The organism is Paenibacillus cineris (assembly GCF_018333335.1).
GTDB classification, from domain to species: domain Bacteria; phylum Bacillota; class Bacilli; order Paenibacillales; family Paenibacillaceae; genus Paenibacillus_AQ; species Paenibacillus_AQ favisporus.
Genome location: NZ_BORU01000001.1, coordinates 337,591 through 361,418 on the forward strand (window position 1 = coordinate 337,591; position 23,828 = coordinate 361,418).

Consider the following 23,828-nt stretch of genomic DNA (forward strand, 5'->3'; position numbering starts at 1 on the left):
TATTTGGGTATAAATTCCAAATGGGAGGTTCGGATATGGAATCTGGGCGAATCCTGGGGATTGCTTATAATGTTATCCCGGTGAAAGACGTGGAGAAATCGGCGGAATGGTTTGTGAAGCATTTCGGATTTAACATTCGCAATAAGCGCGACGGTTACCTGAGTTTGTTCAGAGAGAACCGGCCGATTCTTGATCTGATCCAAAGTGAGCACGAATCGAGAGCGGTGTTCGAAGTGAACGGAAGAAAGCGCTGGGTCATCACCTTTTTTACGGACGATATCGAGTCGCTGCACAGCCGGTTACAGGCCGGGGACGTCAAGGTCGGAAGCCTAAGCGACGAAGGGAAGTACGGGAAGTTCTTCGTACTCGAGGATTTGGACGGCAACCTGTTTGACGTATGGGAGCATCGGGATTGCGAGCTGGTTTACTAGAGCCGGTCATGCGGCCATCTTAGAACGGGTCAAAACGAAAACAAGCACGACCCCATAGTTAAGGGATCATGCTGCTAGAACACTGTTCATCATCTGTTCGTTATCTTTCACACGCGATCAAATCTTTGTCCCGGTCCTTGCTTTTGTTGGCGTCATAGAGCTCCTTAGAAACATAAGGCTTAAATTTGGTCTTGTCGCCTTTGTTTTTGACGGAAGCCGAGCGGGCGACGCCCCCCTTGTAATCTTTGTTTAATTCAGCGCAGTTCTGGTACTTCTTCACTTGACCTGCCGCTTGAGCATGACTGATGGTGCCCAGGCTGATCCCTGTACATAGAATCACACTTAGAGAAAGTAAAATGCTTTTTTTCATTCTCCAAATCACCCCTGTTCGTCTATTATGGTTCATAGGCCCATCGCTATCATAGCATGCGGTATCGGGAATTTGGAGGGAAAATTGAACATAAACGGAGAGATAGAATGAACCCAGAAGAAAACATCATTGTCGCCAGCGTTTCCGTTCTGCGGAACGGAGAGGTGTTCATGATCCAGGAGAAGAAGGCCTCCGCGTATGGTCTGTGGAACTTTCCTTCAGGGCGGCGGGAGACGGGGGAAGATTTGGCCGAGACCGCTGTTCGGGAAGTTAAGGAGGAGACTGGACTGGACGTACGGCTGAAGGCTGTTACTGGGGTATACCCGTTTCGAAGCGCCACTGGTCAGCAGGTGATCTTGTTTCATTTTGTCGGCGAAGCAGCGGGTGACGCTTTAAAAATACAGAATGATGAAATTATGGATGGCCGGTGGGTTGCCATCGATACGCTGCTCCATCAGCCGGATGAACAGCTGCGGGAAGCGAAGGTCATCAAGCAGATCACCGGGAGGTTGTTACGGAAAGAGTTCTACCCGCTTGACATATTTCATGGAATGATTCGGTGATTATCATGGAAATAGAGTAGCATAGTAGTAATGAACGAAAGAGGCTGTCTTTTGGCAGAACCATCTTGTAACCGTTAGGAGAGCAGCATGAAGCTAATGCCTGAATACGCCCACAATATTATCGTTGGTGTAGTTTTTCGAAACCAGTGGAGCTGGTACATAACGGAGAGAGAATACTGGTTTTTGAATGTGGAAATGGAAGACCGCTTCGGTATTGAAGTGCTGGATGAAACCACGGCGTCTGAATTTTTTCGTCTTATCGCGGACTTTCGGGTGCCTTCAACGGAGCTCTCTCAAATGCTCGTGGATTTGCGGGACTCTTTTCAGCATCAAGACGAGGTTCTCGAGTTTGTTCCAGCGCTTTACGTCCATTTCGATGATCGCGTGCTGTATTCGCTGTTCCCGGAACCGATGTCCTTCGAGCATTATGTCCCCGAGGGATGGACTGGGGAATATCGTGATTTTCTGGAACTGGTGCCGGAAGCGGAGCGGTATTGGATGATCCAGGGGAAGAACTTTTTTAATACGATGCCGCAACGGTAAGCAAGGGAGGGAGCTTTTGATATACATTTTAGAGGAACCCCGCGGCAGAGCTTATGAGGGTTTGATCTCGATGGCATTCCGTGTATGTGATGAATTCATTCTGGTCAAAAAGGATCAACTAACGCTAACTCCTGCAATGGAGGCGCTGGCCGAACAATTAAAGCCTTACGTCAAAACGGTCAAGAAGCAGGACGCTTGGCCGGGAACCCAACTGTTTGGGCATTATGCTGACGTATATTATTTTGATTGCCAGCCCCCATTGGAGAAGCTGATTTTGGAGTCCGCTGATGGCTTGTATGACTGGGTGTGGCCCAATTTATTGGAGGATTTATGCTTTTTTAAAGGCAGTCAGCCTTGGCTCGTTAATATCGCCCATGAGCATGAGGCGTGGATCAAAACGGATGACCGGGAGGAAATTCTGCAATTTAGAGGGATCGAAGGATTGATGGTGTACTAGCTTTTAGGAATTCAGTTCAGTATACTACTTTAAACCATCAAGACAGGATGAAACGGTATGTCGACGATACGAGAAGAAATGATGATATATGCCCCGATCGAAGTCTGCTTTGACGTCTCCCGAAATGTGGATGACCACTCCCGAACGGTCTGGCCTCACACCCATGAGCGGGTCGTCGGGGGAAGGATGAGCGGTATGCTCGAAGCCGGGGACACGGTGGTGTTCGAAGCAAGGCACTTTGGGATTCGGCAGCGGCTGACCTCGAAGGTGACCGAGATGGATAAGCCCTATTCTTTTACCGACGAGATGCAGAAGGGGGCCTTTCGCCATTTGACTCACCGCCATGAATTTGAGGAGGCTGCCGGAGGAACGCTGGTCAGGGACATTCTCGATTTCAGCGCTCCGTTCGGATGGGTTGGGCGGATGTTTGATGCGCTCGTGTTGGAAAAATACATGAGGGCCTTTATCCGCTACCGTCAACGAACACTCAAGGCACTCATCGAAAACGAAAACAGCCCCAAGTCGTCGACTTGAGGCTGCTTCTGTTTTGCCGTCTGTACATACGAGCGGCCTTATGCAATTGATTTATGGCAAAATGTTACCGGCTGCGCGGTAAATTTCGTACCATTCTTCGCGGGTCAAGGTCACATCGCTTGCTTTGATGCAGTCCTGAAGACGCTCAAGGTTCATCGTGCCGATGACCGGCTGCATATTGGCCGGATGGCGGAGGAGCCACGCAATAGCGATGGTCGTATTGGTTACGCCGTATTTACCGGCAATTTCGTCGATCTTCTTGTTCAATTCCGGGAATTTGTCGTTTCCAAGGAACACGCCTTCGAAGAAGCCGTATTGGAAAGGCGACCAAGGCTGAACCGTAATGTCGTTCAGTCTGCAGAAATCCAGCACGCTGCCGTCACGGTTTACGGCCGATTCATTTTCCATGTTCACGTTAATGCCGGCGGAAATCATCGTGGCGTTCGTGATGCTGAGCTGCAGCTGGTTGGCTACAATCGGCTGCTTCACGAATTTTTTCAGCAGTTGGATTTGCATCGGGTTCTGGTTGGATACGCCGAAATGGCGCACTTTGCCGGAGGATTCCAGCTGCTCGAACGCTTCAGCAACCTCTTCCGGTTCAACCAATGCATCCGGGCGGTGCAGCAGCAGAACATCCAGGTAATCGGTTTTCAGTCTTTTCAGAATCCCGTCTACCGAATTCAGGATATGCTCCTTGGAAAAGTCGAACATGCCCTGACGGATTCCGCATTTGGATTGAAGAATAATTTGCTCACGGACGTCGCTGTTCATATGGATGGCGTCTGCGAAAATTTCCTCGCATGTACCGCCGCCATAGATATCGGCATGGTCAAAGAAATTAGCCCCTTGCTCCAGTGCCGTTTGTACGAAACGCTCCGCTTCGTTTTTGTCCAGGGAGTTGATGCGCATGCAGCCTACTGCAACTACAGGTACTTCCAAGCTGCTGCTGCCAAGCTTAATCGTTTTCATGAATCCTGTCCTCCGTATTCATATGGGTTTGGATGTTTCGACTCCAACACGAAAGTTCCGGCTTCCTGCTGAAGTTTCCTCTAGTAAGCGTGATCTAGTGATGAATAGTTTTGCAGACAGTCCCTTGTTTATAATGACACCGCGTGTGGCAGGATTCAAGTCTTTTTATGATGAAAATAGCAGATTATGAGTTGGGGAGACTTGGTTATCAAGAAGATGAGTTTCACTGAGTAATCGGGAGAAGCCTTGAATCACGCGAAATTAACTATGGGACAGTTGCCTAACCACCTTTCACTGAATACAACTGAAGTATAAGATGATTCAGGAGAGGATGTTGGCACTTGCAAGCTGTTTCTCACGATCCCCTTCAAGGAAGGATCGCTTACACGTCGGACCGCGGTGGAACGTTCGACATTTGGCTTTACCGACCGCAGGACGGTCTTCATTTTCAACTTACGATAGGGCTTGGTGCGGAATTTTCGGTTCCCTATTGGTCTCCGGACAGCAGGAGTATCGCTTTCATCGGCATTGGCAACGTGGTTCACCTGCTGGATACGGTGACGCTTGCTGTCGCAAGGATCGACCAAATCGAACCATACACGCTGCTGGACTGGTCCCCGGACGGCCGTTTTCTCGCGTATGTCAAAAACGGGCGGATCCTCATCTATGATACATTCTCACATCGAAGCTATGCCATCCCTGAGGAGGGAGCCAGCGATGTCCAGTGGTTTCCTTCAGGTACGGAGCTTCTGTTCGCGGCTCCGGATACCACTGGCATTACCCAGCTCTTCCGCATCCGGACTGATGGGACAAATCGGAGACAAATCACGCAAAATACGGACGGACCGCTACATGACGTTCGGCTTTCTCCGGACGGAGCCTTTGCTCTTTATACGTTCCCCGGTGTCAGTATCTCCATCATTTCGACGGTGGATCTGGCCAGCGGCACCATCTACAGGCTGAAGGGCGGACCGCTTGCCAAAAACTTTTTACCGACATGGTCCCCGGACTCCCGGAGCATCGCCTATAGCGCAACCGCTTATAAGGAGCCAAACTATTATTCTCTCATCCAAATCGATAGCCGTACCGGTCAGAATCAAAGGACGTTGGCAGCTTCCGACTGTTTTGCCACTCCTGTTGCCTGGTCGCCGGACGGCGGCAAAATCGCGTATTTATCTGGTTGTGCAGGTGCAGCAAGCGCAAGTCAAATCTGGATAGTCGATATTGGCGGGATGATGCCAGTGAAGGTCCTCAGCGGCGGCCGGATTACTGCCTTGCAGTGGTCTCCTCGCGTCAGAAGGGTTCCGGAAAACATCTACACAAGCTCCGTGTTCAGGGTATCCTTTCCATATCCCGCAACCTGGCGCCGGGTCAGCGAAGAGAGAGCCGAAGGGACAGACGGTTTTTTTCAGGTATCTGCGATTTCAGCCGGCGACAGGATTGCCGATGTATGCAGCTCCGAAGCTTTTCATCCATTGATGCCTTACGGCTCTTCTCCTCGGATTGTCATGCAGACAATACAAACCAGAGAGGCCTGCTTTATTTTTCCCTCGGTCGACCAACCAGCGGAAATGAATAAACAGGCCGCCCTCATTGTGAGGTATCCCCGTCCTGTCCAAATCGGGGAAACGTTCTACAATTATTTTATCCTGTGGTCTGATGTCAACCACATCCGTCAAATTGGCGGGCAGCTGTCATTCCTTTAGCCAGTGGAGGATTAAATGAACAATCGACCGCAGCAGCCTCCGTGCAGATTACCTAAAAAGTCAGGTAATTTTTAACTATACACAAACATTCCTTCGCCTAATATTTTCCTAACGGAGCTGCAGCGTTTTGCACTACGCTGGTATGGAGTTGAGGAGTTCACTTATATTCTTGAAGACATTGGTTTTTCAAATGTAACCGTCTATGCAGATTTTAAGGATGGAACTAGGCCGACCAGCAATACTCAGAAATTGATGTATCAAGCAGTTAAGCCTTGAAGTAGCAGCACTCTCTTGGGAACTGAATCGCGCAGCTTATTGTATACAAATCGGCTTGAGTTTTTGCGTTTGCAGATACCAACTGTAAGATCTAAAAACCCCCTTCCATTTGGAAAGGGGTTCTTGTATTCAGGCCTGAGCTTCCTGCAATTCCGCTGTATGCGCCGTTGGACAGGGCTGCTCGGCCCACTCCCGCATGGCGGCAAAGATCGGCTGAAGGCGCCGGCCTTTATCCGTAAGCTCATATTCCACATGCAGCGGCACTTCTGAAAAAATGGTCCGCGTGACGATGTGATTCTCCTCCAGGAGGCGCAGCCGGTCGGTCAGCGTTTTCGGGCTGATGGGATGCAGGGACCGTCGCAGCTCCCCGAAACGATGTAACCCGTTAAACAGGTCGCGCAGAATCAGGAGCGTCCATTTTCCCTCCAGCAATTCGATGACCGGGGTAATCGTATCCGGACATTTGGGATCGATCATGATGAAACCCTCCTAGTTCATTTTTTGAAACTAGTGCACTTAAATGTAACTACTTTTCAAATGTACCACAGTCGACTAATCTTAGGAAAGGGAACGGATTCCATTAAATTCCGGTCCCGACCCATAATCGATTATCGGGCTTGCTGGATCCAAGTCTTGGAATATACCCATTGAGAAGATAGGAGAAATATGATGCAAAGACCCTTTGAGGTAGACAATTCGGAATATCCGTTTCAGGATCATTGGCTGCCTTACCGGGACGGTATGATTCATTATATCGATGAAGGCGAGGGGCCGGTTGTCGTGCTCCTGCATGGCAACCCCACATGGTCTTATTTGTACCGGAATGTGATCAAAGAGCTGAGCGGCCAGTGCCGGCTGATCGCGCCGGATTATCCCGGCTTCGGGATGTCGAAGGCCCCTACGGGCTATGGCTATACACCCCAGGAGCATGCGGAAGCAGTGACGGCACTGATCGAGCAGCTGGATCTGCAACATGTAGTCCTCGTCGTTCAGGATTGGGGCGGACCGGTTGGGCTCCATTATGCGGTGCATCACCCTGACAACGTACGCGGCATCGTCCTCATGAATACGTGGGCATGGCCGGCCAAAATTTTGCCGATGAAGCTGTTTTCGATGACCATGGGAGGCTGGCCGCTCGGATACTGGCTTCAGACCCGGCGAAACTTTTTTGCCCATACGATTGTGCCCGGCGGCATTCACCATAAGGAGAAGGTCACGGCAGCCTTGCGGAAGGCGTATACCGATCCTTTTCCTACCCCGGCGCTTCGCAAACCGACCTGGGTGTTCCCCAGAAGCATTCGCAAAGCCGGACCGTGGCTGGCTGAAATTGAATCCAGACTGCCTCTGCTGGCGGAGATTCCTGCGCAAATTTTGTGGGGACTGAAGGACAGTGCCGGTTTTCCGGTAGAGGAAATGCAGCGCTGGCAGGGCATTTTGCGAATGCACGAAACGGAAGCTTTGAGCGATGCATCCCATTATGTGCAGGAGGACCGCCCGGACCGGGTGGCGACGTCCATCCGCAGAGTACTGGAAAGAACAAATGGCGCAGCGAAGCGGCCGAACACGATTAAATTTACAGAGACGAAATCGAGGAGGATATCCATATGAAAACGATTCTTTGGGCAGCGCTGTCCGCCAACGGAAACTATGCGCAGTCGGGGCCTGACAACCCGCCGAAGCCGGAAGCTCTGGCCGATTTTACGGCCCATGCCGGACAATCGGGGAACTTTATCGTGGGGCGCAGAACCTTTGAGGGGATGCAGGCCAGCGGCGGTGGAGCGGTTTTTGAAGGGCTAGATATCGTGGTTGTCACCAAGCGTGTCAAGGAGATCGCAGGCGTGACGGTCGTGAGCTCTCCCGAAGAGGCACTGCAGTATCTCGCGAGCCGGGGGCATTCCACCGCGCTTTTGGCGGGAGGGGCCGAGTTGCATAATGCTTTTCTGGGAAGCGGTCTTGTCGACGAGCTGGTGTTCAATGTAGCTCCGGTGCTGGAAGGAAAAGGGCTGAACTTGGTCACGGACCAACATGAATATCAATTTAAAGATGTGGAGCTGCTGGATTGTAAACCGCTGGGATCCGGTGTGGTGCAGCTGCATTATGCGGTCAAGGGTTCGTTATAGATGCAGTGTAAGTGTAAAATAAGCGGACGATAAGGAAAGCTTCTTCCTGATGCATCGGGAGGAAGCTTTCTTTTTTTGTAGTGACGATAGGGATGCAGAGACATTTTACGTACTTGCCCCCATCATCCATTTTAATTATTCAACTTATACAAGCAGTTTTTGTTTAAAATGGTGAGTCTGCTCCCTAAAATCCATGCTAAAATAGATCCACATCACAACGGACATCGGAGAACGAAATATAAGTGTAAGCTCATATCCTTTTTTTAGAATCGGGGGCATCAGAGTGGAAGTCGTATTTGTCCGTCATGGGCACGGGGAGCATTTGCTGGATTATCCTAACCAGCTGAACATGCTGCATCCCGGGTTAACGCTTTATGGAGAGTCACAGGTGAATGAGCTGCGGGGGCGTTTATTGCTGAACGGTAATGAGCAGGTTGTCGTCAGCCCGACTAAACGTACCATCGAAACAGCGAGGATCTTACTGTCAGACGGTCCTTTTGTGATCTCTCCGCTGGCAGGGCCGCGCATGTTCCCGCAAGATCCTTCGTATTCGCCCTTCGTCTGCGATCAAATCTATTCGAAGGACGAGATTCGCGAGACGGTTCCAGATGCCGTGATCGTGGATTTTGGCTTGGACCTTTGGGAAGAAGGGATCAACCGCATCGGACAGGAAGCCTTCGAGACCTATGGGAGGCAGCTGCTGGATTGGTGCAAGGCACAGGCGGAACGTGTTATCATCGTTTCCCATGACGGGACGATTACGAATTATCGCATGCTCCTTGGCGAACAGGGGCTGACCCGGAAGGACTTTCTGGGAGAAGCGGGCGTATACCAGGCGAAGTATGAATAAGACATCGATCGTTTACAAATCAGGGCTCGTCGGAATCCGAACCGAAAAAATACATGGACGGACCAAGTGAGCTTTGACGCATGGGACTACGAATACATCGGTTTGTAAACAAGCCGAAGGGGGAGTTTTTAATGTACAACCTGAGCCAATTCGTTCTGCCGAACGGAACGCTGAGCGGAGAGGGGCTGTGGAAGCGGGAAGCCCTGTACCAAGGCATGAACGGAAAATTCGTGGAACGGTTCTACCCGGATCGGCAGCACAGCTACATTTTCAAGCCGCTGACCAACGGGGAAAGCGTGGACCGGGAAGCCTGGATTTACCGGCATGTGCTGTCCGGCTTTCCGGACATTTACCCGGCGCTGCTCGCTTCTTCGGAGGAAGGAGCCGGGGAGGAGGGATGGTCGATTTTTGAAGACCTTGGCCCCCTTCGACATGAGTACGATGTAGAAACCGCCATGAAAGTGGTACAGCAGATCGCCTGGTGGCATGCGCTGCCGGAGGAGCGCCGGGAGGGTCTGAGCGGGTCGGGGCCTAAGCCGCAGATCGAGCAGATCGCCGCCGATCTCATGAACAGACGGGATGAGGCCGTGACAGTCATGAACGAAATCGGCGAGCCGTGGGAGCTGGACGGCATGATACTCAGCTTTGCGGAGGGTCGGGCTCTCCCGAAAATAAAGGTGGTATCCCACGGGGACCTGCATCTGGGCAACTATGCCGTTGCGGCTGACGGCCGCTTGTACATCATGGATTGGGAGCATGCCCACCTGAATACCCCGTTCTGGGACCTGTATCATCTCATTGACATGTCGCATCCCTTGTTTCCGAAACAGGTGACCGCTGAAGATCGGGAAAAGCTCCTGACTTATTATGTAGCTCAGTCGGCGCTGTATGGCGCGGAGTGGGATCTTGGCGATTTTATCCGCGATTACTGCCGCTTCGCGACCGTGTTCTCCATTTGGATGCTGCTCCTGATTTCAGGTGACTTGAAACGGGGAGACAGCGTCTGGCCGCAGGACCGGCTGTTGGCACAAAAGGAAGAAGCGATCGCCGGCTTAAAAGGATGCCTGACGAGCCTGTCGCTCGAGCGGGACTCGGCTTAATCTGCTGCTCCAAGGCTTTCCCCCTGTGCACAACACAACTGCCGGTTCCGTTCATGCATCTTATTGAATCAACGTGAGAATGACCTCAACCGAATGATCGACAAAGGAACGCTCCGGGCGGGCTTTCATCATCACCGTCAGACCGATCAAGGAGACGACCAGGGTCTGTGCCAGGGACTTGGCCTCCACACCGGTGTGCAGCTCGCCTGAACGGAGCCCGCGTTCGATCGCCTCCTGAAAAATCGCCGCCAAATACATCTCATGCTCCCGTGTCAAAACCTCAAATTTTTCGTCATGCGGAGCCATTTCCACCATCGTATTAATACAGAAGCATCCGCGGTTCAGCGGGTCAGCATACGACTCCTCGACAATCCCCGCAAAATAACGTCTGAAGGCTTCCTTAACGGATTCGCCGTGCAGAAGCACGGATCTGGCCTGCGCCGCATGCGCGGCAGTATATTTACGCAGAGCCGCTTCAAACAGCTCCTTCTTATCCCCGAACGCGGAGTAGATGCTTGGGCGCTGAATGCCCATTCCCGCCGTCAAATCGCTTAAGGACGTTGCCTCATAGCCTTTACTCCAAAAAATATGCATGGCGTCTTCCAGCGCCTGATCCACATCGAATTCACGCTGCCTAACCATTTTTGGCACCTCATTTCATATCGATCGGTATGATTAGATTGTAGGAGATTCATCCCCTTCTGTCAATTCGGTCAGCCAAGATCAGTGATCGGACTAGCCTATAAATATTTTTCGTAATCCGTTAAATTCAGGCCCATGAACAAATTCGATCCACGAACCTCTTGACAGCACTTTGCTCGGGAAGGTAAGGTAAGCACAAATCATTATATACCGATTGGTATGTTATGATAATTGAAGGATCGGGAGGGGTTCGTTGTGAACAACCTGCAGGAAACCGAATCGATGGTAACCGGAGAAAGGATGGGGGAGGAAAAAAGGGCCGCCGTTCCAACCGCCGCAACGGCTGCATCCGTGCAGCCGTTAACCCGCTGGACCGCGCTGCTGTTTGCTGCGGCGTGCGGCTTGGCGGTCGCCAACGTCTATTACGCCCAGCCGCTGCTGGATTCATTGGCGGCGCAGTTCGGGATTTCGCATTCGTCGGTCGGGGTGGTCATTACCGTTACGCAGATTTGCTATGCCATAGGTTTGATTCTGCTCGTTCCGCTGGGAGATTTGTTGAACCGCCGCAGGCTGATTCCGGGCATGATGCTGATATCCGTGGCTGCATTGGTCGTCGTAGGTACGGCAGCTAACCGGGGCATTCTGCTTGGAGGGATGGCGGTCATCGGGCTTTTGGCCGTAGTCACGCAGGTGCTGGTTGCTTATGCCGCGACGCTGGCGGCCCCCGAATCACGGGGGCGGGTCGTCGGCGTAGTAACGAGTGGGGTGGTGATCGGGATTCTGCTGGCCCGAACATTCGCCGGTCTGCTAACGGATGCCGCCGGCTGGCGCTCCGTCTACCTGGCGTCTGCGGGTCTGATGCTGATCGTGGCCTGCATTCTGCTTAAGGTACTGCCGGGGAAGGATCCGGAGAAGACTTCGCTGAAGTATCCTCAGCTGCTTCGGTCGGTGCTGGGCCTGTTCGTGCAGGAGCGGATCCTGCGTGTTCGCGCCATGCTGGCGCTGCTGATTTTTATGGCGTTCAGCATATTGTGGACCTCACTGGTGCTTCCGCTCAGCAGCCCGCCGCTCTCCCTGTCGCACAGCGCCATTGGAGCGTTCGGACTCGCCGGGGCCGCCGGAGCGGTCGCAGCGACAAGAGCCGGACGGCTGGCCGACCGGGGGATGGGACAGCGTACCACAGGTGTCGCCTTGGCGCTGCTGCTCGTTTCATGGCTTCCGATCCGATATACGGAACACTCGCTGCTGTCCTTGATCCTGGGCATCCTTTTGCTCGATATGGCGGTACAGGCCGTCCATGTGACGAACCAGAGCATGATTCTGAGCGTACGCCCGGAAGCCCGCAGCCGATTGACTGCGGCTTACATGACGTTTTACTCGATCGGCAGCGCCACGGGTTCCATCGCCTCGACAAGCATTTACGCCCGATTCGGCTGGGACGGGGTGTACATGCTCGGGGCAGGCGTCAGTGCGTTTGCGCTTTTATTCTGGGCATGGACCCGGAGAAACGGGGAAAAGAAGGGGTGAGGTCCTACTAAAATCCAAGCGTTCAGGCACAAACGACATTGCCGCAGTACTCGCATTCTTTTTCCCGCTCCGTACCCAAAAACACCCTTGCCCCGCAGCCGGGGCATTCGACAGTTTTCGGGGAAGAGGATTGACCGGAAACGGGGGATTGAAATCCCGAAGGCCGTCCATGATCGTTTTCATCAGAGGCAGAGTCCTCTTCATCATACTCGTCATCATACTCGTCATCGTACTCATCGTCGTACTCTTCATCATTTTCTTCATCATACTCGTCATCGTATTCTTCTTCATACTCTCCGCTAAGGTAATCCTCAAGGGCCTGTTGTTGAATGTAGACGGTTCCGTTGATGATTTTGCCATCCGGGAGAAGCCCTTCTTCAAACATAAACGTCAAATCCCGGGTGACATCGGCGGGGGATGTTTGTGAAAGGCTGCGAATCTGCTCAACGGAGGTCAGGCGCATGCTTACAACGGCTTCCTGATAGACTTGAAGCAGGGAGCCGAATTTTTTATCGAGCCTATGGCCGACCAGGAAAAAGATCAGGGTAGGAAGAAACCAATATATCGCTAGAACAATCCCTGAGGTCAAATAATCAATCTGTTCCTCCTCTCCAAACGTATCGTAGGTCAAATAGAGAATGATCATGATGGAGATATAGGAAAAGACCATAGCCCATCCCAATAGCCGTAAGTTTCTGCCTTTGGCTTTGTTATGATGGTGGGTCGATGCCAAGCGGATGAAGGCGAGCAGTCCGCCGACGGGAAATACGAGCAGGGTGAGGATGATAATCCACGTGTCAAATGTCGAAAATCTAACTTTATATGGAACCGGGATCTCCATATGATGGTCTCCTTTATGCGTGATGATGTTTATGTATATTAGAATGAACTAAAGAAATGGTTAAACTTTAGTTCAATCTATATAGAACCAGCTTTTGCTTGAAGTAACTGCGAATTTCTTTCTCGTGCTGTACGCTCAATATCTTGGATCAGGAGTAAAGCTTCATTGGCTAATTGTTCACGCTGGTCCGGCACAGCGGTAGCGATCAGGCTCACCTGATCCTCCAGCAGCGATATTTTCTGCAGAAGCAGCTGCTCCACTTCGTATAAGGCCGGAACCGAATTGGGGTCGCTGTACCGGAGCGTATCCTCCAGGCGGCGGATTTGCTCTTGAACATGACCGTGCCGGGACTGCTCCGGCAGCGATTGAAGCTTCTGACGGATAGTTTCCAGCCGATTTGCCGTATCCCGCCCCTTGCTCCAGCTGCGGTGATCCCGCCGCTCCTGCCTGGCAGCATAGGTTCCGGACAGTTCCACCGTCCCCGTGAGGATGATGAATCCGATCAAGGTGAGAATCTGGCTCCATACATAAGAGGTGACGGAGAGCGTGGTCCAAAGACTGAACAACAACATCTCCAGCAGCACCGCCCCGGCGTACAGTCCAGCTGCTATACCGGAGCCAATGTAAAAGGGAGCAGGCATGCCTGAACCCTGACGGCGGTTAAGCATGCGATATACAAACCGAAGAACGGCTGCTGCCGCGCATCCCGCGCCGGCACCGGATATCCAGGACCGGCTCTCGGACCAGCCGCCGCTCCACCCAAACCCGATGAAGACAATCCAGGGAATGAGGATGACAGCGGTAAAAAACCAGCTTTTATGCATCAGTGTGGTTCCCCTTCCTTTGGCCTCGTTATCAGGTTTGGGCATGGCCGCATTCCATGCAGAATTTCTGTCCATGCTGTACCTCCGCCTGACAGTTCGAGCATTTCTGGATGCTGCTGGTTCCGCAGCCCGGGCAGAAACGGGCCTTCGGGTCCATCCATTCCCCGCACTCGCGGCACAGCTTCGGCAGCAGGGTTCCGCAGCTGCTGCAGTTCACCGATCCGATCTTGAAGTCATAGCCGCACGCAGGGCAGGCGTTGTACGGATCGCCGCAGTTCAGACAAAACTTGGCGTTCGGCGGAAGCGGTTGTCCGCAATCGCTGCAGACGATTTTTTTCGCGGGGATGCCGGCTGCTCCTAACGTCAAACTCTGGCCGCAGGCAGAGCAAAATTTCGAATCGGCGGCGTTCAGCTGCCCGCATGTCACACAGGCTTTTTGCTTCACGTCCATATCGCTAGTGGTTTGAAGCTTCACATTTCCGGCCATTTGCTGGACGGCGTCGTACATCGATCCTGCCATGCCTAATCCCATGCCGAGTCCGCTGCCGACGATACCGGCGGTGCTGCCCGGATTTTTGGCGGCGCTTTCGAGCGTATCGTAGGAACGTTCTTGTTGATAGGTGAAGCCGATAATGTCCATTTCCGCTTTTTTGGCCAGTGCTTCCTTAATGCGCTGCGTAGACGGATCATTATCCGGAAAATTAATCGAATCGATAAAGAAATTCACAAGGGATATGCCCATTTCCTCAAAAGACGGTGCGATCGTGTCCCGGACATGCTTGGAAATTTCGGCGGCGTAGGCGTTAATTTCAACCACGCTGATTTTTTTGTGGATAATGTAAGAGGAAATCATTTCGTTAATGTTCGAGGTCAGAACCCCGCGGTAGTATTTCACGAGAGTATCTTGATCGAACGATGGAAGTGTGCCGACCAATTTCAGCAGAAACTTGCGTGCATCTTCAATCTCCACCCCGAATTGGCCGAAGGCCCTGAGTGATACAATAATGTTAAACTTTGGATCCTGCAGTTGGATGGGAGATGCGGTTCCCCACTTCACATCCAGCGACCGGAGCTTATTCACAAACCATACCTCTGCAGTAAACGGCGATTTGCCGCCGAATGGCAGATTAATGAGGTTGGAGAGGATCGGAATATTCGCCGTGCTCAAGGTGTGGCGTCCTGCCACGAAGGAATCGAGAGCCCGGCCGCCTTTAAATAATATTGCTTCCTGCGTTTCATGAACGATCAACTGGGTCCAGGTCCCGAGCTCCTGGTTCGGGTAGCGCCAGGCGAACACCCCTGGTGGTCCTTCGTATTCCACTACTTCAATGATAGCCATTTGCTGCACTCCTTTACTGACACGGTTCGCCTTCATCCCATAACATTCCATGGAAAAAGGTACTAATTGACTACTATTGTATACGATATTAGCCCTATTTGGGGGTCAAAATTTGGAAAAAACATGTTCGAACAAGGAAATTTTGCATAGAAATCCGAATTGTATTTTATATGAGGTAAACAAGTTGAGGAGGAATCCATTTGAAACTGGGTCTGCTGGTCATCGATATGCAGAAGCATCTGCTGAACGGGTACGTGGATCAACAAACGATTGACGGGGCCTGCGAGTATATCAATTATACCGCCGGTCTGCTGCGCTCGAAGGGCCATCCCGTCATCCATATCAAAGATGTGGAGGGCACGGAGGACGTCAATGACGACGGAATCGGATTTATTCCTGGGATCCAGATGGAGCCCGGCGATACGGTGGTTCATAAAACCTTCTCCAATGCGTTCTGGCAAACGGAATTGGAATCTATCCTATCGGAAAAGGGCGTCGATCTGCTGGTGGTGTCCGGTTTTGCCGCGGAATACTGCGTCCTGTTCACCTATAACGGTGCGCTGGAACGAGGGTTCAAGGCAGCCATCCTGCAAAGGGGGATTGTGAGCACGAAGCAGGGCGCGGTGCAGGACATTTACCGTGACCGGCATCTCATTTCGTATCCTGTCATCGAGGCACTGGTGGAACTGGGCTAGATCGAAAAAAATCAAACGAAGACCCGCATCGAGGGAGGCGATCCCCGCTGCGGGTCTTTTGGTTTCCATTCAGGCGGTTTCCTATTCGGATAGATCCACCCTCTTTGCAGGAGGCGCTGCCTTGGAAGCAGCCCTTTTCTGTGCTTGAAAAGGAGCCACGAACCATTGAACGACGATGAGCGCCACCGTTACTCCCATCAAGCCGTAAATGGCAAACGAAAACGGACCTGCGGCATCATGGATGAGGCCGATGAGAAAAGGTCCGGCGGCCCCGATCAAATAACCGGCCGATTGCGTCATGGCGGCCCATGATGCGGCTTCATGGCTGGTTGCGGCTGCGTCCATCGGGAGGAGCAGGCCCAGCGCAAATAAAGTTCCGCTGGCCAGGCCGATTACGGCCGCGGCCAGCCAGGGCAGGGGCGAGAACAGCAGGATCAGGCCGGCCAGCTGCGTCACCGATGATACCCATAGCCACAGCAGGCGGGAAGGGTAGCGCCGCAGCAGCCGCTGCAGGATCGTACCGGCCGGAATCTGCGTGATGGCAAAGATGGTGAGCATGACGGCTGCTTCCGACGAGGTGTATCCCAGGCTTTGCATCACGGGCGGCAGCCAGGCGAGGAGGGAATAGAAGCAGGCTGCCATAAGGCCGAAGTGCAGGGTGAGCAGCCATGCTTTGGGATTCCGCCAAGGCAGGCTGGAGACTGGACCTTCGCTAACCTTTCGCGGACCGGGACGGCTCCCCCGGTGCAGGGTCCACCAGACAGCGGCTCCGGCCGCCCCGAGTGCCGACCATACGGCTAAGGCGGCTTGCCACGATTGGGAGTCCGCCTGCAAGGGGAGGGACAAGCTCGAAGCGAGCGCAGCCCCGAGAGACAAGCCGGCCGAGTAGACGGCGATCATCGCAGGGACGCTGCTGGGAAAATGCTGCTTAATAAATCCGGACAGCAGGGGACCCATCGCTGCAATGCCAAGTCCGGCAATCAGGGCGGTCAGCAGCAATACGCCGGCCGAGTGCACGAACAGCCGCAGAATCGTTCCGAATCCGATGAGCACGAGGGACCAGCGAATCACGCGCTCAGTTCCTACCCGTCCAGCCAGCTTGGCCGATACGGGGGATAACAATCCCATGCACAGCACAGGGATGGATGTCAGCAGGCTTGCCGCTGCGGACGACATGCCCAGGTCGTCCCGGATGAGCGCGAGCAGCGGGGATACCGAGCTGATAGCAGGGCGCAAGTTCAAAGCGGCCAAAAAGAGAGCGGCGGTCATGAGGCCGCCATGGGTTGGTTTTGGAGACCGATACATAGGCGTCACCTTCCTTCCATTCATTGCAAAATCCATCCTACCATGCTAGATTGGCTGTAATAAGCACCACTCTGGAGCGATTTTGAACATACCAATTTGCAAAGGAAGGAGTGAGCCCGTATTGGTACAGGACCCTACAGGCGTGCAGGCAGCAGACACTAAAACGAGACAAATCTACTCCCTGCTCAGGGAACGGATTTTCCAGGGACAATATTTCGCGGGTATGCGCCTGCCGTCGAGCCGGGAGCTGGCGCAGGAACTCGGTGTGTCACGCACGCTGGTCGTCAGCGTATATGAGCAGCTGGTAGCGGAGGGGTATTTGGAAGGGCGGCTCGGATCGGGGACGTATGTGGTCGATTTGGAAAACAGGAAGCCTGCAAGATTCGTGAAGTCGGATCAGAACTTTCATTTCTCCCGGGAACAGCCTGATGACGGTTATGGTTTCGACGGAGTCGATTTCCGGCCGAGCTTTCCGTCGATGGAGCATGTTCCGCGCAAAAAGTGGCGCGAGGTCGCCTATAAGGTCTATGACCAGCTGGACGACCGGGAATACGGGTATGCCGGTCCCGCGGGACACTGGGGGCTGCGCCTGCAAATATGCGAAATGCTGCTGAATACGAAGGGCATCCTATGCGATCCCGAGCAGGTGGTCGTTACGGCCGGTGCGACGCAGGCGATCACGCTGGTGTGCAAGCTGCTGCTGCAGCCGGGAGAGACGGTCATCTCGGAGGACCCGACGTCTACGTTCATCCATGGGATTTTTCTGACGGCCGGCGCGGACATTGTACCGGTACCGGTGGATGCCCATGGGCTGCGGGTTCAGGATATTCCCGGCCAGGCCCGGCCCCGCCTTGTTTTTGTCACGCCGTCGCATCAGTTTCCGTTCGGCAGCATCTTATCCATCGGGCGGCGGATGGAACTGCTGGAGTATGCGCGTAATACCGGCTGCTTCATTATTGAGGATGATTATGACAGCGAGTTTCGGTACGCGGGTATGCCAGTCCATGCGTTAAGGGAGCTGGATGCGGAGCGGGTGATCTACATCGGCACCTTCAGCAAAAATCTGTTCCCGGCGCTTCGCATCGGCTATATGGTTCTGCCGCGGGATTTGGTAGCGCCTATGGAAGGGATCAAACGTCTTATGGATATGCATACGCCTACGCTGGATCAGGCCGTCCTGGCGCGGTTTATCGCGGATCAGCATTTGCAGCGCCATGTCACCCGCATGAAGCGGGTATACAGCCGGAGAAGAAAGCTGTTGATCCGCAGTTTGAGCGAAACGTTCGGGAACCGGATTCAGGTGAGCGGCGACGCCGCGGGCCTTCATTTGATCGCAGAATTTTCAGGGCATATTTTTGACGAGGAACGGGTCCGAGCATTAGCGGAAAAGGGTGTCCGGGTCTATCCGGCCGAAAAGTATGCCATTGTGAAGGGGAGGTTCGAGGACCGGCTGATTATGGGATTCGGCGATGCAGCCGAGCCGCAGATTTCAGAGGGGGTTTGGCGAATTGCAGGGGTGCTGAGGGAACAGGGAGAACAATGAAACAGCCCGGGAATGACTATAAGGTCGTTCCGGGCTGTTTTTTTGTAAGGCGTGAGCGTCTCTAAACTCGCCGGATAAGCTTCCGTTAGATGCTTTCCGCGAATTGCACCACTTCCTCCGGCTCAGCCCGGGTCCGATAATCCGGATCTACACTCGCATAACGGATGACGCCCTGCGGATCGATGACGTAAGTGGCGGGCACGGGAAGCTCCCACGAATCGTCACCGTTGAATTGGTCCAGGGGAAAACCGAGTGACCGGTACACCTGCTGCAGGTCTTCCGCCAGCCGGAAGGTCAACCGGTATTTCTCCGCCACCTTGTTATGCAGGTCGCTTAGAACATGATAACCGAGTCCGTTTTTTTCCTGCATGGACAAGGAGTGATCCGGCGTTTGGGGACTAATGGCCAGCAGCCTGGCTCCAGCCTCATGAATGCGGTCCAGAAGCCGCTGGTAGGCCCTTAATTCCAAATTGCAGAACGGGCACCATTCTCCGCGGTAAAAGGTCAGAATGACCGGACCGTGCGCGAATTCTTCAGATAACGTAACGGGGTCACCTGTCTGATTGCTTAACGTAAAATCGGGTGCGTCATCTCCAACCATCAGGCCGCGTGCGGTACCGGATGTGCGTAAGTCCTCGACGGAGCGCTCGAACGCTTCGGTAACGGCTGCGGGCAGCACTTCCAGGCCGTGCCGGGTTGTTGCCGCCAGTTCGTCATTCAGCTTCCATTGGGGCGAATCGGACATATCTTCACTCTCCCTTGTCGGATATGCGCTCATCATATCGTGACCGGGGAATGAAGCACTACCAGTAGAAGGAGCAGGGTGCTGGTTGGCGGGATTTTTTTGTGAGGGGTTACGATTTCCTGATCAGCGTACCCGGGTTCATACCGTACTTCCCGCGGAACGCCTCGGCAAAATAACTGGGATTGGAATAACCGACCGACAAGGATACGTCGATGACGCTGGCATCAGGCTCTTGAAGCAGGTGGTATGCCGTCTCCAGCCGAGCCTCCCTCAGATAGCCGAACACGGTGCTGCCGTACCGGACCTTAAAGCCGGTCTTCAGCTTGAATTCGTTCAGGCCGATGAGGCGGGAGAGCTCCGATAAGGATGGCGGGTGGCTCATTCGATCCAGTATGATTTCCCTCGCCCGTTCCAGCTTGGACAGATCTGTTCTGGACAGGCCAGAGGGCCTCTGGTCCTTGCCCAAAAGCATCGAACGGAACGCGTGGGACAGCAGCTCCAAAATTCGGCACTCCATTTCTAAGCTCAGCGAATCCGGCCGGGCAGAGGCTTCCATCATCTGCTGCAGGAGGTAGGCCGAAGCAGGATCATAGGCTTCCTGGAACAGACGATATGGCAGCGTTCCGATAATCTGATGAAAATCCACGGCCCGGGTGCCCTCGCCATTTTCCATGAAATGATGGAAGGCGGTGACGGGAATGGCGATGCTCATCATTTGAAACGGCTGATTTTTGGAAAAAGGCATGCGGGCTTCCGCCGGGTTGGCAAACTGGAGGCTCCAGCTGCCCGGCTTCATCTCGAACTCCCTGCCGGACACCTCGACCCTCCGGTAGCCTTGAACACAGCAGCTCAGCTCGACCATCGGCACCTGGGTGTGCAGGGCTACAGTATAGTCATCGTTCAAACGAAAATCGACAGCCGCCACCCCTAGATCCTGCCGGGGAGCCAGTCGCTGCACCGTTCCTTCTCCCATCCATGAATGAAGGCTCATGCGTTCGTACCGGCGCCCTGATGAACCATGCATCTGCAAACCATCAAAGAACTGCCTAAAATTGTGGTGAACGTCAGGCAATGCCATTTCCTTTGCACCCATTTCCTGTATATTTGTGATACCATTATACGGCTATAGCGTTGGGATCTCTATATGGTGGATGGTGGATGGTGCAGAGAAGAGGAGAACAAAGTGATAACGGATGGACGAAGGGGGAGAGGGATGGAACCGATCGAGGAGCGGATTCGGAAGTTACTCGTTGAAATCAGGGAGCAAGTTGGGTATGACCGGTCTGAGCCACTTGAGAAGGGATTTTCGGACGCGCGGAAATTTGTGTTGTATCAGGCGGATACCCCGGTGTACCTGCTTCGGATACATGAAGGAAGCATGTATGCCAGACAGGGGATGGAGTTCGAGCTGCTCCGAAAGCACGAAGCGAATCAGGTCCGCTGCTCCAAGCCGCTGGTGGCGGGCCTGGCGGGGCATCTTGACCTCTGCTATTTGCTGCTGTCCTACATCCCTGGCGTTAGCGGGGATGAAGTTTTGCCCGGATTAGCGCCGGAAGCTCAACTTCAGCAGGGGACGGCGGCCGGAAAAGAATTAAGAAAGATCCATCAGGTCACTCCTGAGGTCCCTATAAACTGGGCGGTGCGGCGTGCAGAAAAATACAGGCAGAAAAGGGAGAAGGTTCGGGAATTGGGCCTTCGCTTTTATCGGCAGAACGATTTGGAGAAATACATAGACGACAACCTGGGCTTGCTTGAAAAGAGTCCGGTAACCTTCCAGCATGACGATTTTCACCCCTCCAACTTGATCTTTCAACATGGATGCCTTGCCGGTGTGATCGACTTTGGCCGGTTTGACTGGGGAGACCCGTGGGAGGAATTTTTCAAACTGCCGAAGTATACCTGCCAAGTCAGCCCGTATTTTGCCAAGGGCCAGGTTCACGGATATTTCCAAGATGGCATTCCGGATGACTTTTGGCCGAAATACAACCTGTTTGTGGCGCTGAACCAGCACGCGACCTTGATCGGGGGCATCCAACATGATAGAGTTCAGGAAACGCTGAAAAAGATCGAGCGGACGGTCAACACGCATGACTTTCAAAACGGGGGACCGCCGGCATGGTACCGCCTGCAATAAGGAGGACGGGGCGGGCCTCTATGTCGAGGAAGGATTTAAACGTATGATTTTCTGATGGAAAGGAGCAGATCGATTCATGCTGGATGCACGTTCTTTATATTTGCGGAGCGTGATGCTGAGGAGAGAGGAAGTGCCGTCCTTTCGAGCGTATCCCTTCAGCCTGCCGGCTGTCCATGACTTTCACAGCTTGTCGTTTCAGCAGCCGGTGACGTTTATCGTCGGCGAAAACGGATCGGGCAAGTCCACCCTGCTGGAAGGGATGGCGGTCGCCTGGGGATTTAATCCCGAAGGAGGCACGATTAATTTTTCCTTTGAAACGATGTCCTCGCACTCGGAGCTGCACCGGTACATGCGGCTCGTGCGCGGCGTCGTCCGGCCGAAGGACGGCTTTTTCTTCCGGGCGGAAAGCTATTATAATGTGGCGACGAATATCGACCAGTTGGATGCGGAGATGAGCTATGGTCCTCCGATCCGGGACTCCTATGGAGGCAAGTCGCTGCATGAGCAGTCCCATGGGGAGAGCTTCTTTGCGACGTTTATGAATCGGTTTGGGGGAAGGGGCCTGTACCTGATGGACGAGCCGGAGGCCGCACTCTCTCCCTTGAAGCAGCTGTCCATGCTGTCGCGGATTCATCAGTTGGTGAAAAAGCGGTCGCAATTCATTATCGCCACGCATTCGCCGATCCTGATGTCGTACCCCCATGCGGAAATTTGGCTGCTGGACGATCAAGGAATGCGCCCGGTGAAGCTGGAGGATACGGACCATTACGTGATCACCCGAAAAATGATGGAGAGCCCGGGGCAGATGCTGGACATTTTGCTGGAGGAGGATACGGAATAGAAGATAACAAAAGCCGCCCCCGATTACCGGAAGCGGCTTTTCATATACCAATCTTAGGCCCGCTTGACCCGCACAGGCAGGCTTACCAGTCCTTGGCCGGCGGCAGAAGGCGTCAAATTCTCTTCCAGCTGGAAGCCGGGAACCGGCTCGATCATCTCAAAGTAATCCATGAACAGCTCCAGCCCGATATTCGCCTCGAGGCGTGCCAGCGGTGCGCCCATGCAGAAATGCGGCCCGTTCCCGAAGGTCAGATGCCTTTTGGCGTTCGGACGGTGAATATTCACGGTGAAGGGGTCTTCAAACACCTGTTCATCCATGTTGGCGGCGCTCATCCAGGCGACGACGACATCGCCCTTTTTCAAATCGACGCCGAGCACGTTGTTATCCTGCTTGACGGTACGGTCCATTTTGGAAATATTGAAGCGGTAACGCAGCATTTCCTCCACGGTGTTTGGCACCAGCTCCCGGTTGGCCCGGACCTCACCGTAAACCTGGTCGTTATCATACAGGAACGAATAGAACGAGTTGGCGAGCAGATGGCTTGTCGTTTCTACGCCAGCGCCGAGCAGGAACATCGTGGTGCGGACGATCTCGTCATCCGTGAACCGTTCTCCTTCCACATCGGCCTGGATCAGATCGGAAATAATGTCATCGCCGAGCTGGGATCTTTTCTGAACAATATAAGGAAAAAGGTAAGTATAGTACTCTGTGGCAGCCTTGCGCTTCAATTCGCCGATTTCGGCTGCCTTGTCTTTGTTATACGGAAGAAACAAGGTGTCTACCCACTCTTTGAACAGCAGGCGGTCTTTGGAGGGCACCCCGAGCAGATCCGCCATCACAATGACGGGCAATGCGCCGGTAAAATCCTTGACCACGTCGATGACCGGAGCATCTCCCATCTCATCTAGCAGTTGACGGACGACTTCGTGAATCCGCGGCTCCCACAGCTTCAGGCTTCGCGGCGTAAAAGCGGCGGACAGCAGGGAACGGCGTTTCCGGTGCTCCGGCGGATCGGCATTGATCGTGTTGATTTTGTCGTTTCCCCGGCCTTCGTCATTGTCGGCGCCGACGCTGATCGTCGTCCGCGTTCTCACGCTGGAGAAATACTCATAGTCGCTGAGCACTCGTTTGACATCGTCGTAGCGGAATACGTTCCAGGTATTTGTGGCTTCATTGTAACTGATCGGCTCGTTCTGCAGCTTGTCCCGGTACCAATCGTACGGATTGAATTCTTCGGATCGTGATCGGAACTGGGTGATATCCGCTAAAGCAATGATTTCTTGCATTCCATTCCCTCCCGTGTTGAAGAATAGTAGGTGACTTCATGCTTAAAATATCATATGTTAATTTAACATATTGGCCGAAGGGGAGCCACTGCCCAACGCCCCATGACTTTGGGTGCAGTAGGAAATGCGGAGTTTGTCGGAATTCGTTGAAGAACGATATCCGAATTGGTATGCTATTAAATACATA

The 23,828-nt window shown here is 53.3% G+C and carries 26 protein-coding genes and 1 pseudogene; 16 read left to right on the plus strand and 11 right to left on the minus strand.

All coding sequences use genetic code 11. From position 1 onward, the window contains the following. Positions 1–35: 35 nt before the first annotated feature. Positions 36–431: a VOC family protein gene (locus KI379_RS01910; protein WP_212982621.1), complete on the plus strand. Its 396-nt coding sequence runs from the start codon at positions 36–38 to the stop codon at positions 429–431. A gap of 100 nt (positions 432–531) precedes the next feature. Here the strand turns inward: KI379_RS01910 and KI379_RS01915 are convergent, their stop codons facing one another. Continuing rightward, positions 532–801, minus strand: a complete 270-nt coding sequence (locus KI379_RS01915) for an excalibur calcium-binding domain-containing protein (RefSeq protein WP_212982622.1) — start codon at positions 799–801, stop codon at positions 532–534. Between the two features lie 107 nt (positions 802–908). Between KI379_RS01915 and KI379_RS01920 the strand changes: the two genes are divergently transcribed. From KI379_RS01920 to KI379_RS01935, 4 genes are all read left to right on the plus strand, one after another. After that, a complete protein-coding gene (locus KI379_RS01920) occupies positions 909–1,364 on the plus strand; it encodes an NUDIX hydrolase (protein WP_212982623.1) in 456 nt (151 codons plus the stop codon). A gap of 87 nt (positions 1,365–1,451) precedes the next feature. Continuing rightward, positions 1,452–1,907, plus strand: coding sequence for a hypothetical protein (locus KI379_RS01925; protein WP_212982624.1), 456 nt, complete (start codon positions 1,452–1,454; stop codon positions 1,905–1,907). Between the two features lie 16 nt (positions 1,908–1,923). After that, complete coding sequence (locus KI379_RS01930; RefSeq protein ID WP_212982625.1) at positions 1,924–2,364, plus strand: hypothetical protein; 441 nt, start codon at positions 1,924–1,926, stop codon at positions 2,362–2,364. Positions 2,365–2,421: 57 nt separating this feature from the next. Then, positions 2,422–2,898 carry an SRPBCC family protein gene (locus KI379_RS01935; protein WP_212982626.1) on the plus strand — a complete coding sequence of 159 codons (477 nt, stop codon included), beginning with the start codon at positions 2,422–2,424 and terminating at the stop codon, positions 2,896–2,898. 51 nt (positions 2,899–2,949) lie between these two features. Here the strand turns inward: KI379_RS01935 and KI379_RS01940 are convergent, their stop codons facing one another. Then, the gene (locus KI379_RS01940) at positions 2,950–3,867 is read right to left on the minus strand and encodes an aldo/keto reductase (protein WP_076173321.1); all 918 of its coding nucleotides are present in this window, start codon (positions 3,865–3,867) and stop codon (positions 2,950–2,952) included. Positions 3,868–4,208: 341 nt separating this feature from the next. On the opposite strand from KI379_RS01940, the gene KI379_RS01945 reads away from it, so the two are divergent. Both KI379_RS01945 and KI379_RS34335 read left to right on the plus strand, forming a co-directional pair. Then, positions 4,209–5,573 carry a PD40 domain-containing protein gene (locus KI379_RS01945; protein ID WP_212982627.1) on the plus strand — a complete coding sequence of 455 codons (1,365 nt, stop codon included), beginning with the start codon at positions 4,209–4,211 and terminating at the stop codon, positions 5,571–5,573. 111 nt (positions 5,574–5,684) lie between these two features. Then, positions 5,685–5,849: pseudogene (locus KI379_RS34335) on the plus strand (class I SAM-dependent methyltransferase); the annotation flags it as partial. A gap of 129 nt (positions 5,850–5,978) precedes the next feature. Here KI379_RS34335 and KI379_RS01950 read toward each other — a convergent pair. Continuing rightward, positions 5,979–6,326, minus strand: a complete 348-nt coding sequence (locus KI379_RS01950) for a winged helix-turn-helix transcriptional regulator (protein WP_076173319.1) — start codon at positions 6,324–6,326, stop codon at positions 5,979–5,981. 189 nt (positions 6,327–6,515) lie between these two features. Here KI379_RS01950 and KI379_RS01955 point away from each other — a divergent pair, with 189 nt between their 5' ends. The 4 genes from KI379_RS01955 to KI379_RS01970 all read left to right on the plus strand — a co-directional run bounded on the left by KI379_RS01955 (position 6,516) and on the right by KI379_RS01970 (position 9,919). Then, positions 6,516–7,457 carry an alpha/beta fold hydrolase gene (locus tag KI379_RS01955; protein ID WP_244879173.1) on the plus strand — a complete coding sequence of 314 codons (942 nt, stop codon included), beginning with the start codon at positions 6,516–6,518 and terminating at the stop codon, positions 7,455–7,457. Then, entirely contained in the window at positions 7,454–7,969 is a 516-nt protein-coding gene (locus KI379_RS01960; protein WP_212982628.1) for a dihydrofolate reductase family protein, read from the plus strand. The genes KI379_RS01955 and KI379_RS01960 overlap by 4 nt, the downstream gene beginning before the upstream one ends. 283 nt (positions 7,970–8,252) lie before the next feature. Then, positions 8,253–8,819, plus strand: a complete 567-nt coding sequence (locus KI379_RS01965) for a histidine phosphatase family protein (RefSeq protein ID WP_212982629.1) — start codon at positions 8,253–8,255, stop codon at positions 8,817–8,819. Positions 8,820–8,950: 131 nt separating this feature from the next. Beyond that, the gene (locus KI379_RS01970; protein ID WP_212982630.1) at positions 8,951–9,919 is read left to right on the plus strand and encodes a phosphotransferase family protein; all 969 of its coding nucleotides are present in this window, start codon (positions 8,951–8,953) and stop codon (positions 9,917–9,919) included. Between the two features lie 60 nt (positions 9,920–9,979). Here KI379_RS01970 and KI379_RS01975 read toward each other — a convergent pair whose 3' ends face one another. Then, positions 9,980–10,561: a TetR/AcrR family transcriptional regulator gene (locus KI379_RS01975; protein WP_212982631.1), complete on the minus strand. Its 582-nt coding sequence runs from the start codon at positions 10,559–10,561 to the stop codon at positions 9,980–9,982. A gap of 282 nt (positions 10,562–10,843) precedes the next feature. Between KI379_RS01975 and KI379_RS01980 the strand changes: the two genes are divergently transcribed. Further along, positions 10,844–12,088, plus strand: coding sequence for an MFS transporter (locus KI379_RS01980; protein ID WP_373309572.1), 1,245 nt, complete (start codon positions 10,844–10,846; stop codon positions 12,086–12,088). 22 nt (positions 12,089–12,110) lie between these two features. On the opposite strand, the gene KI379_RS01985 is transcribed toward KI379_RS01980, so the two are convergent. The 3 genes from KI379_RS01985 to KI379_RS01995 form a co-directional block, all read right to left on the minus strand. Next, positions 12,111–12,929 (minus strand): hypothetical protein, encoded by an 819-nt coding sequence (locus tag KI379_RS01985; protein ID WP_212982632.1) that lies wholly within the window; start codon positions 12,927–12,929, stop codon positions 12,111–12,113. A 77-nt stretch (positions 12,930–13,006) separates the two neighbouring features. Then, on the minus strand, positions 13,007–13,828 hold the full coding sequence (locus KI379_RS01990) for a DUF2730 family protein (protein WP_212982633.1): 822 nt from the start codon (positions 13,826–13,828) through the stop codon (positions 13,007–13,009). Then, positions 13,785–15,092: an SPFH domain-containing protein gene (locus KI379_RS01995; protein WP_212982634.1), complete on the minus strand. Its 1,308-nt coding sequence runs from the start codon at positions 15,090–15,092 to the stop codon at positions 13,785–13,787. Before KI379_RS01995 ends, KI379_RS01990 begins: the two co-directional genes overlap by 44 nt. 200 nt (positions 15,093–15,292) lie before the next feature. Between KI379_RS01995 and KI379_RS02000 the strand changes: the two genes are divergently transcribed. Then, positions 15,293–15,787 (plus strand): cysteine hydrolase family protein, encoded by a 495-nt coding sequence (locus tag KI379_RS02000; protein WP_076173310.1) that lies wholly within the window; start codon positions 15,293–15,295, stop codon positions 15,785–15,787. 81 nt (positions 15,788–15,868) lie between these two features. Here the strand turns inward: KI379_RS02000 and KI379_RS02005 are convergent, their stop codons facing one another. Next, positions 15,869–17,116 carry an MFS transporter gene (locus KI379_RS02005; RefSeq protein ID WP_212982635.1) on the minus strand — a complete coding sequence of 416 codons (1,248 nt, stop codon included), beginning with the start codon at positions 17,114–17,116 and terminating at the stop codon, positions 15,869–15,871. Between the two features lie 97 nt (positions 17,117–17,213). Here KI379_RS02005 and pdxR point away from each other — a divergent pair, with 97 nt between their 5' ends. After that, positions 17,214–18,635: a MocR-like pyridoxine biosynthesis transcription factor PdxR gene (gene pdxR / locus KI379_RS02010; RefSeq protein WP_212982636.1), complete on the plus strand. Its 1,422-nt coding sequence runs from the start codon at positions 17,214–17,216 to the stop codon at positions 18,633–18,635. 85 nt (positions 18,636–18,720) lie between these two features. On the opposite strand, the gene KI379_RS02015 is transcribed toward pdxR, so the two are convergent. Both KI379_RS02015 and KI379_RS02020 read right to left on the minus strand, forming a co-directional pair. Then, entirely contained in the window at positions 18,721–19,380 is a 660-nt protein-coding gene (locus tag KI379_RS02015) for a peroxiredoxin-like family protein (protein WP_212982637.1), read from the minus strand. Positions 19,381–19,489: 109 nt separating this feature from the next. Beyond that, positions 19,490–20,338 carry a helix-turn-helix transcriptional regulator gene (locus KI379_RS02020; protein WP_244879174.1) on the minus strand — a complete coding sequence of 283 codons (849 nt, stop codon included), beginning with the start codon at positions 20,336–20,338 and terminating at the stop codon, positions 19,490–19,492. Positions 20,339–20,593: 255 nt separating this feature from the next. On the opposite strand from KI379_RS02020, the gene KI379_RS02025 reads away from it, so the two are divergent. Then, a complete protein-coding gene (locus KI379_RS02025; RefSeq protein WP_212982639.1) occupies positions 20,594–21,514 on the plus strand; it encodes an aminoglycoside phosphotransferase family protein in 921 nt (306 codons plus the stop codon). 76 nt (positions 21,515–21,590) lie between these two features. After that, positions 21,591–22,355 (plus strand): AAA family ATPase, encoded by a 765-nt coding sequence (locus KI379_RS02030; protein ID WP_212982640.1) that lies wholly within the window; start codon positions 21,591–21,593, stop codon positions 22,353–22,355. Positions 22,356–22,408: 53 nt separating this feature from the next. Here the strand turns inward: KI379_RS02030 and KI379_RS02035 are convergent, their stop codons facing one another. After that, positions 22,409–23,641 (minus strand): cytochrome P450, encoded by a 1,233-nt coding sequence (locus KI379_RS02035; protein WP_212982641.1) that lies wholly within the window; start codon positions 23,639–23,641, stop codon positions 22,409–22,411. Positions 23,642–23,828 lie beyond the last annotated feature (187 nt).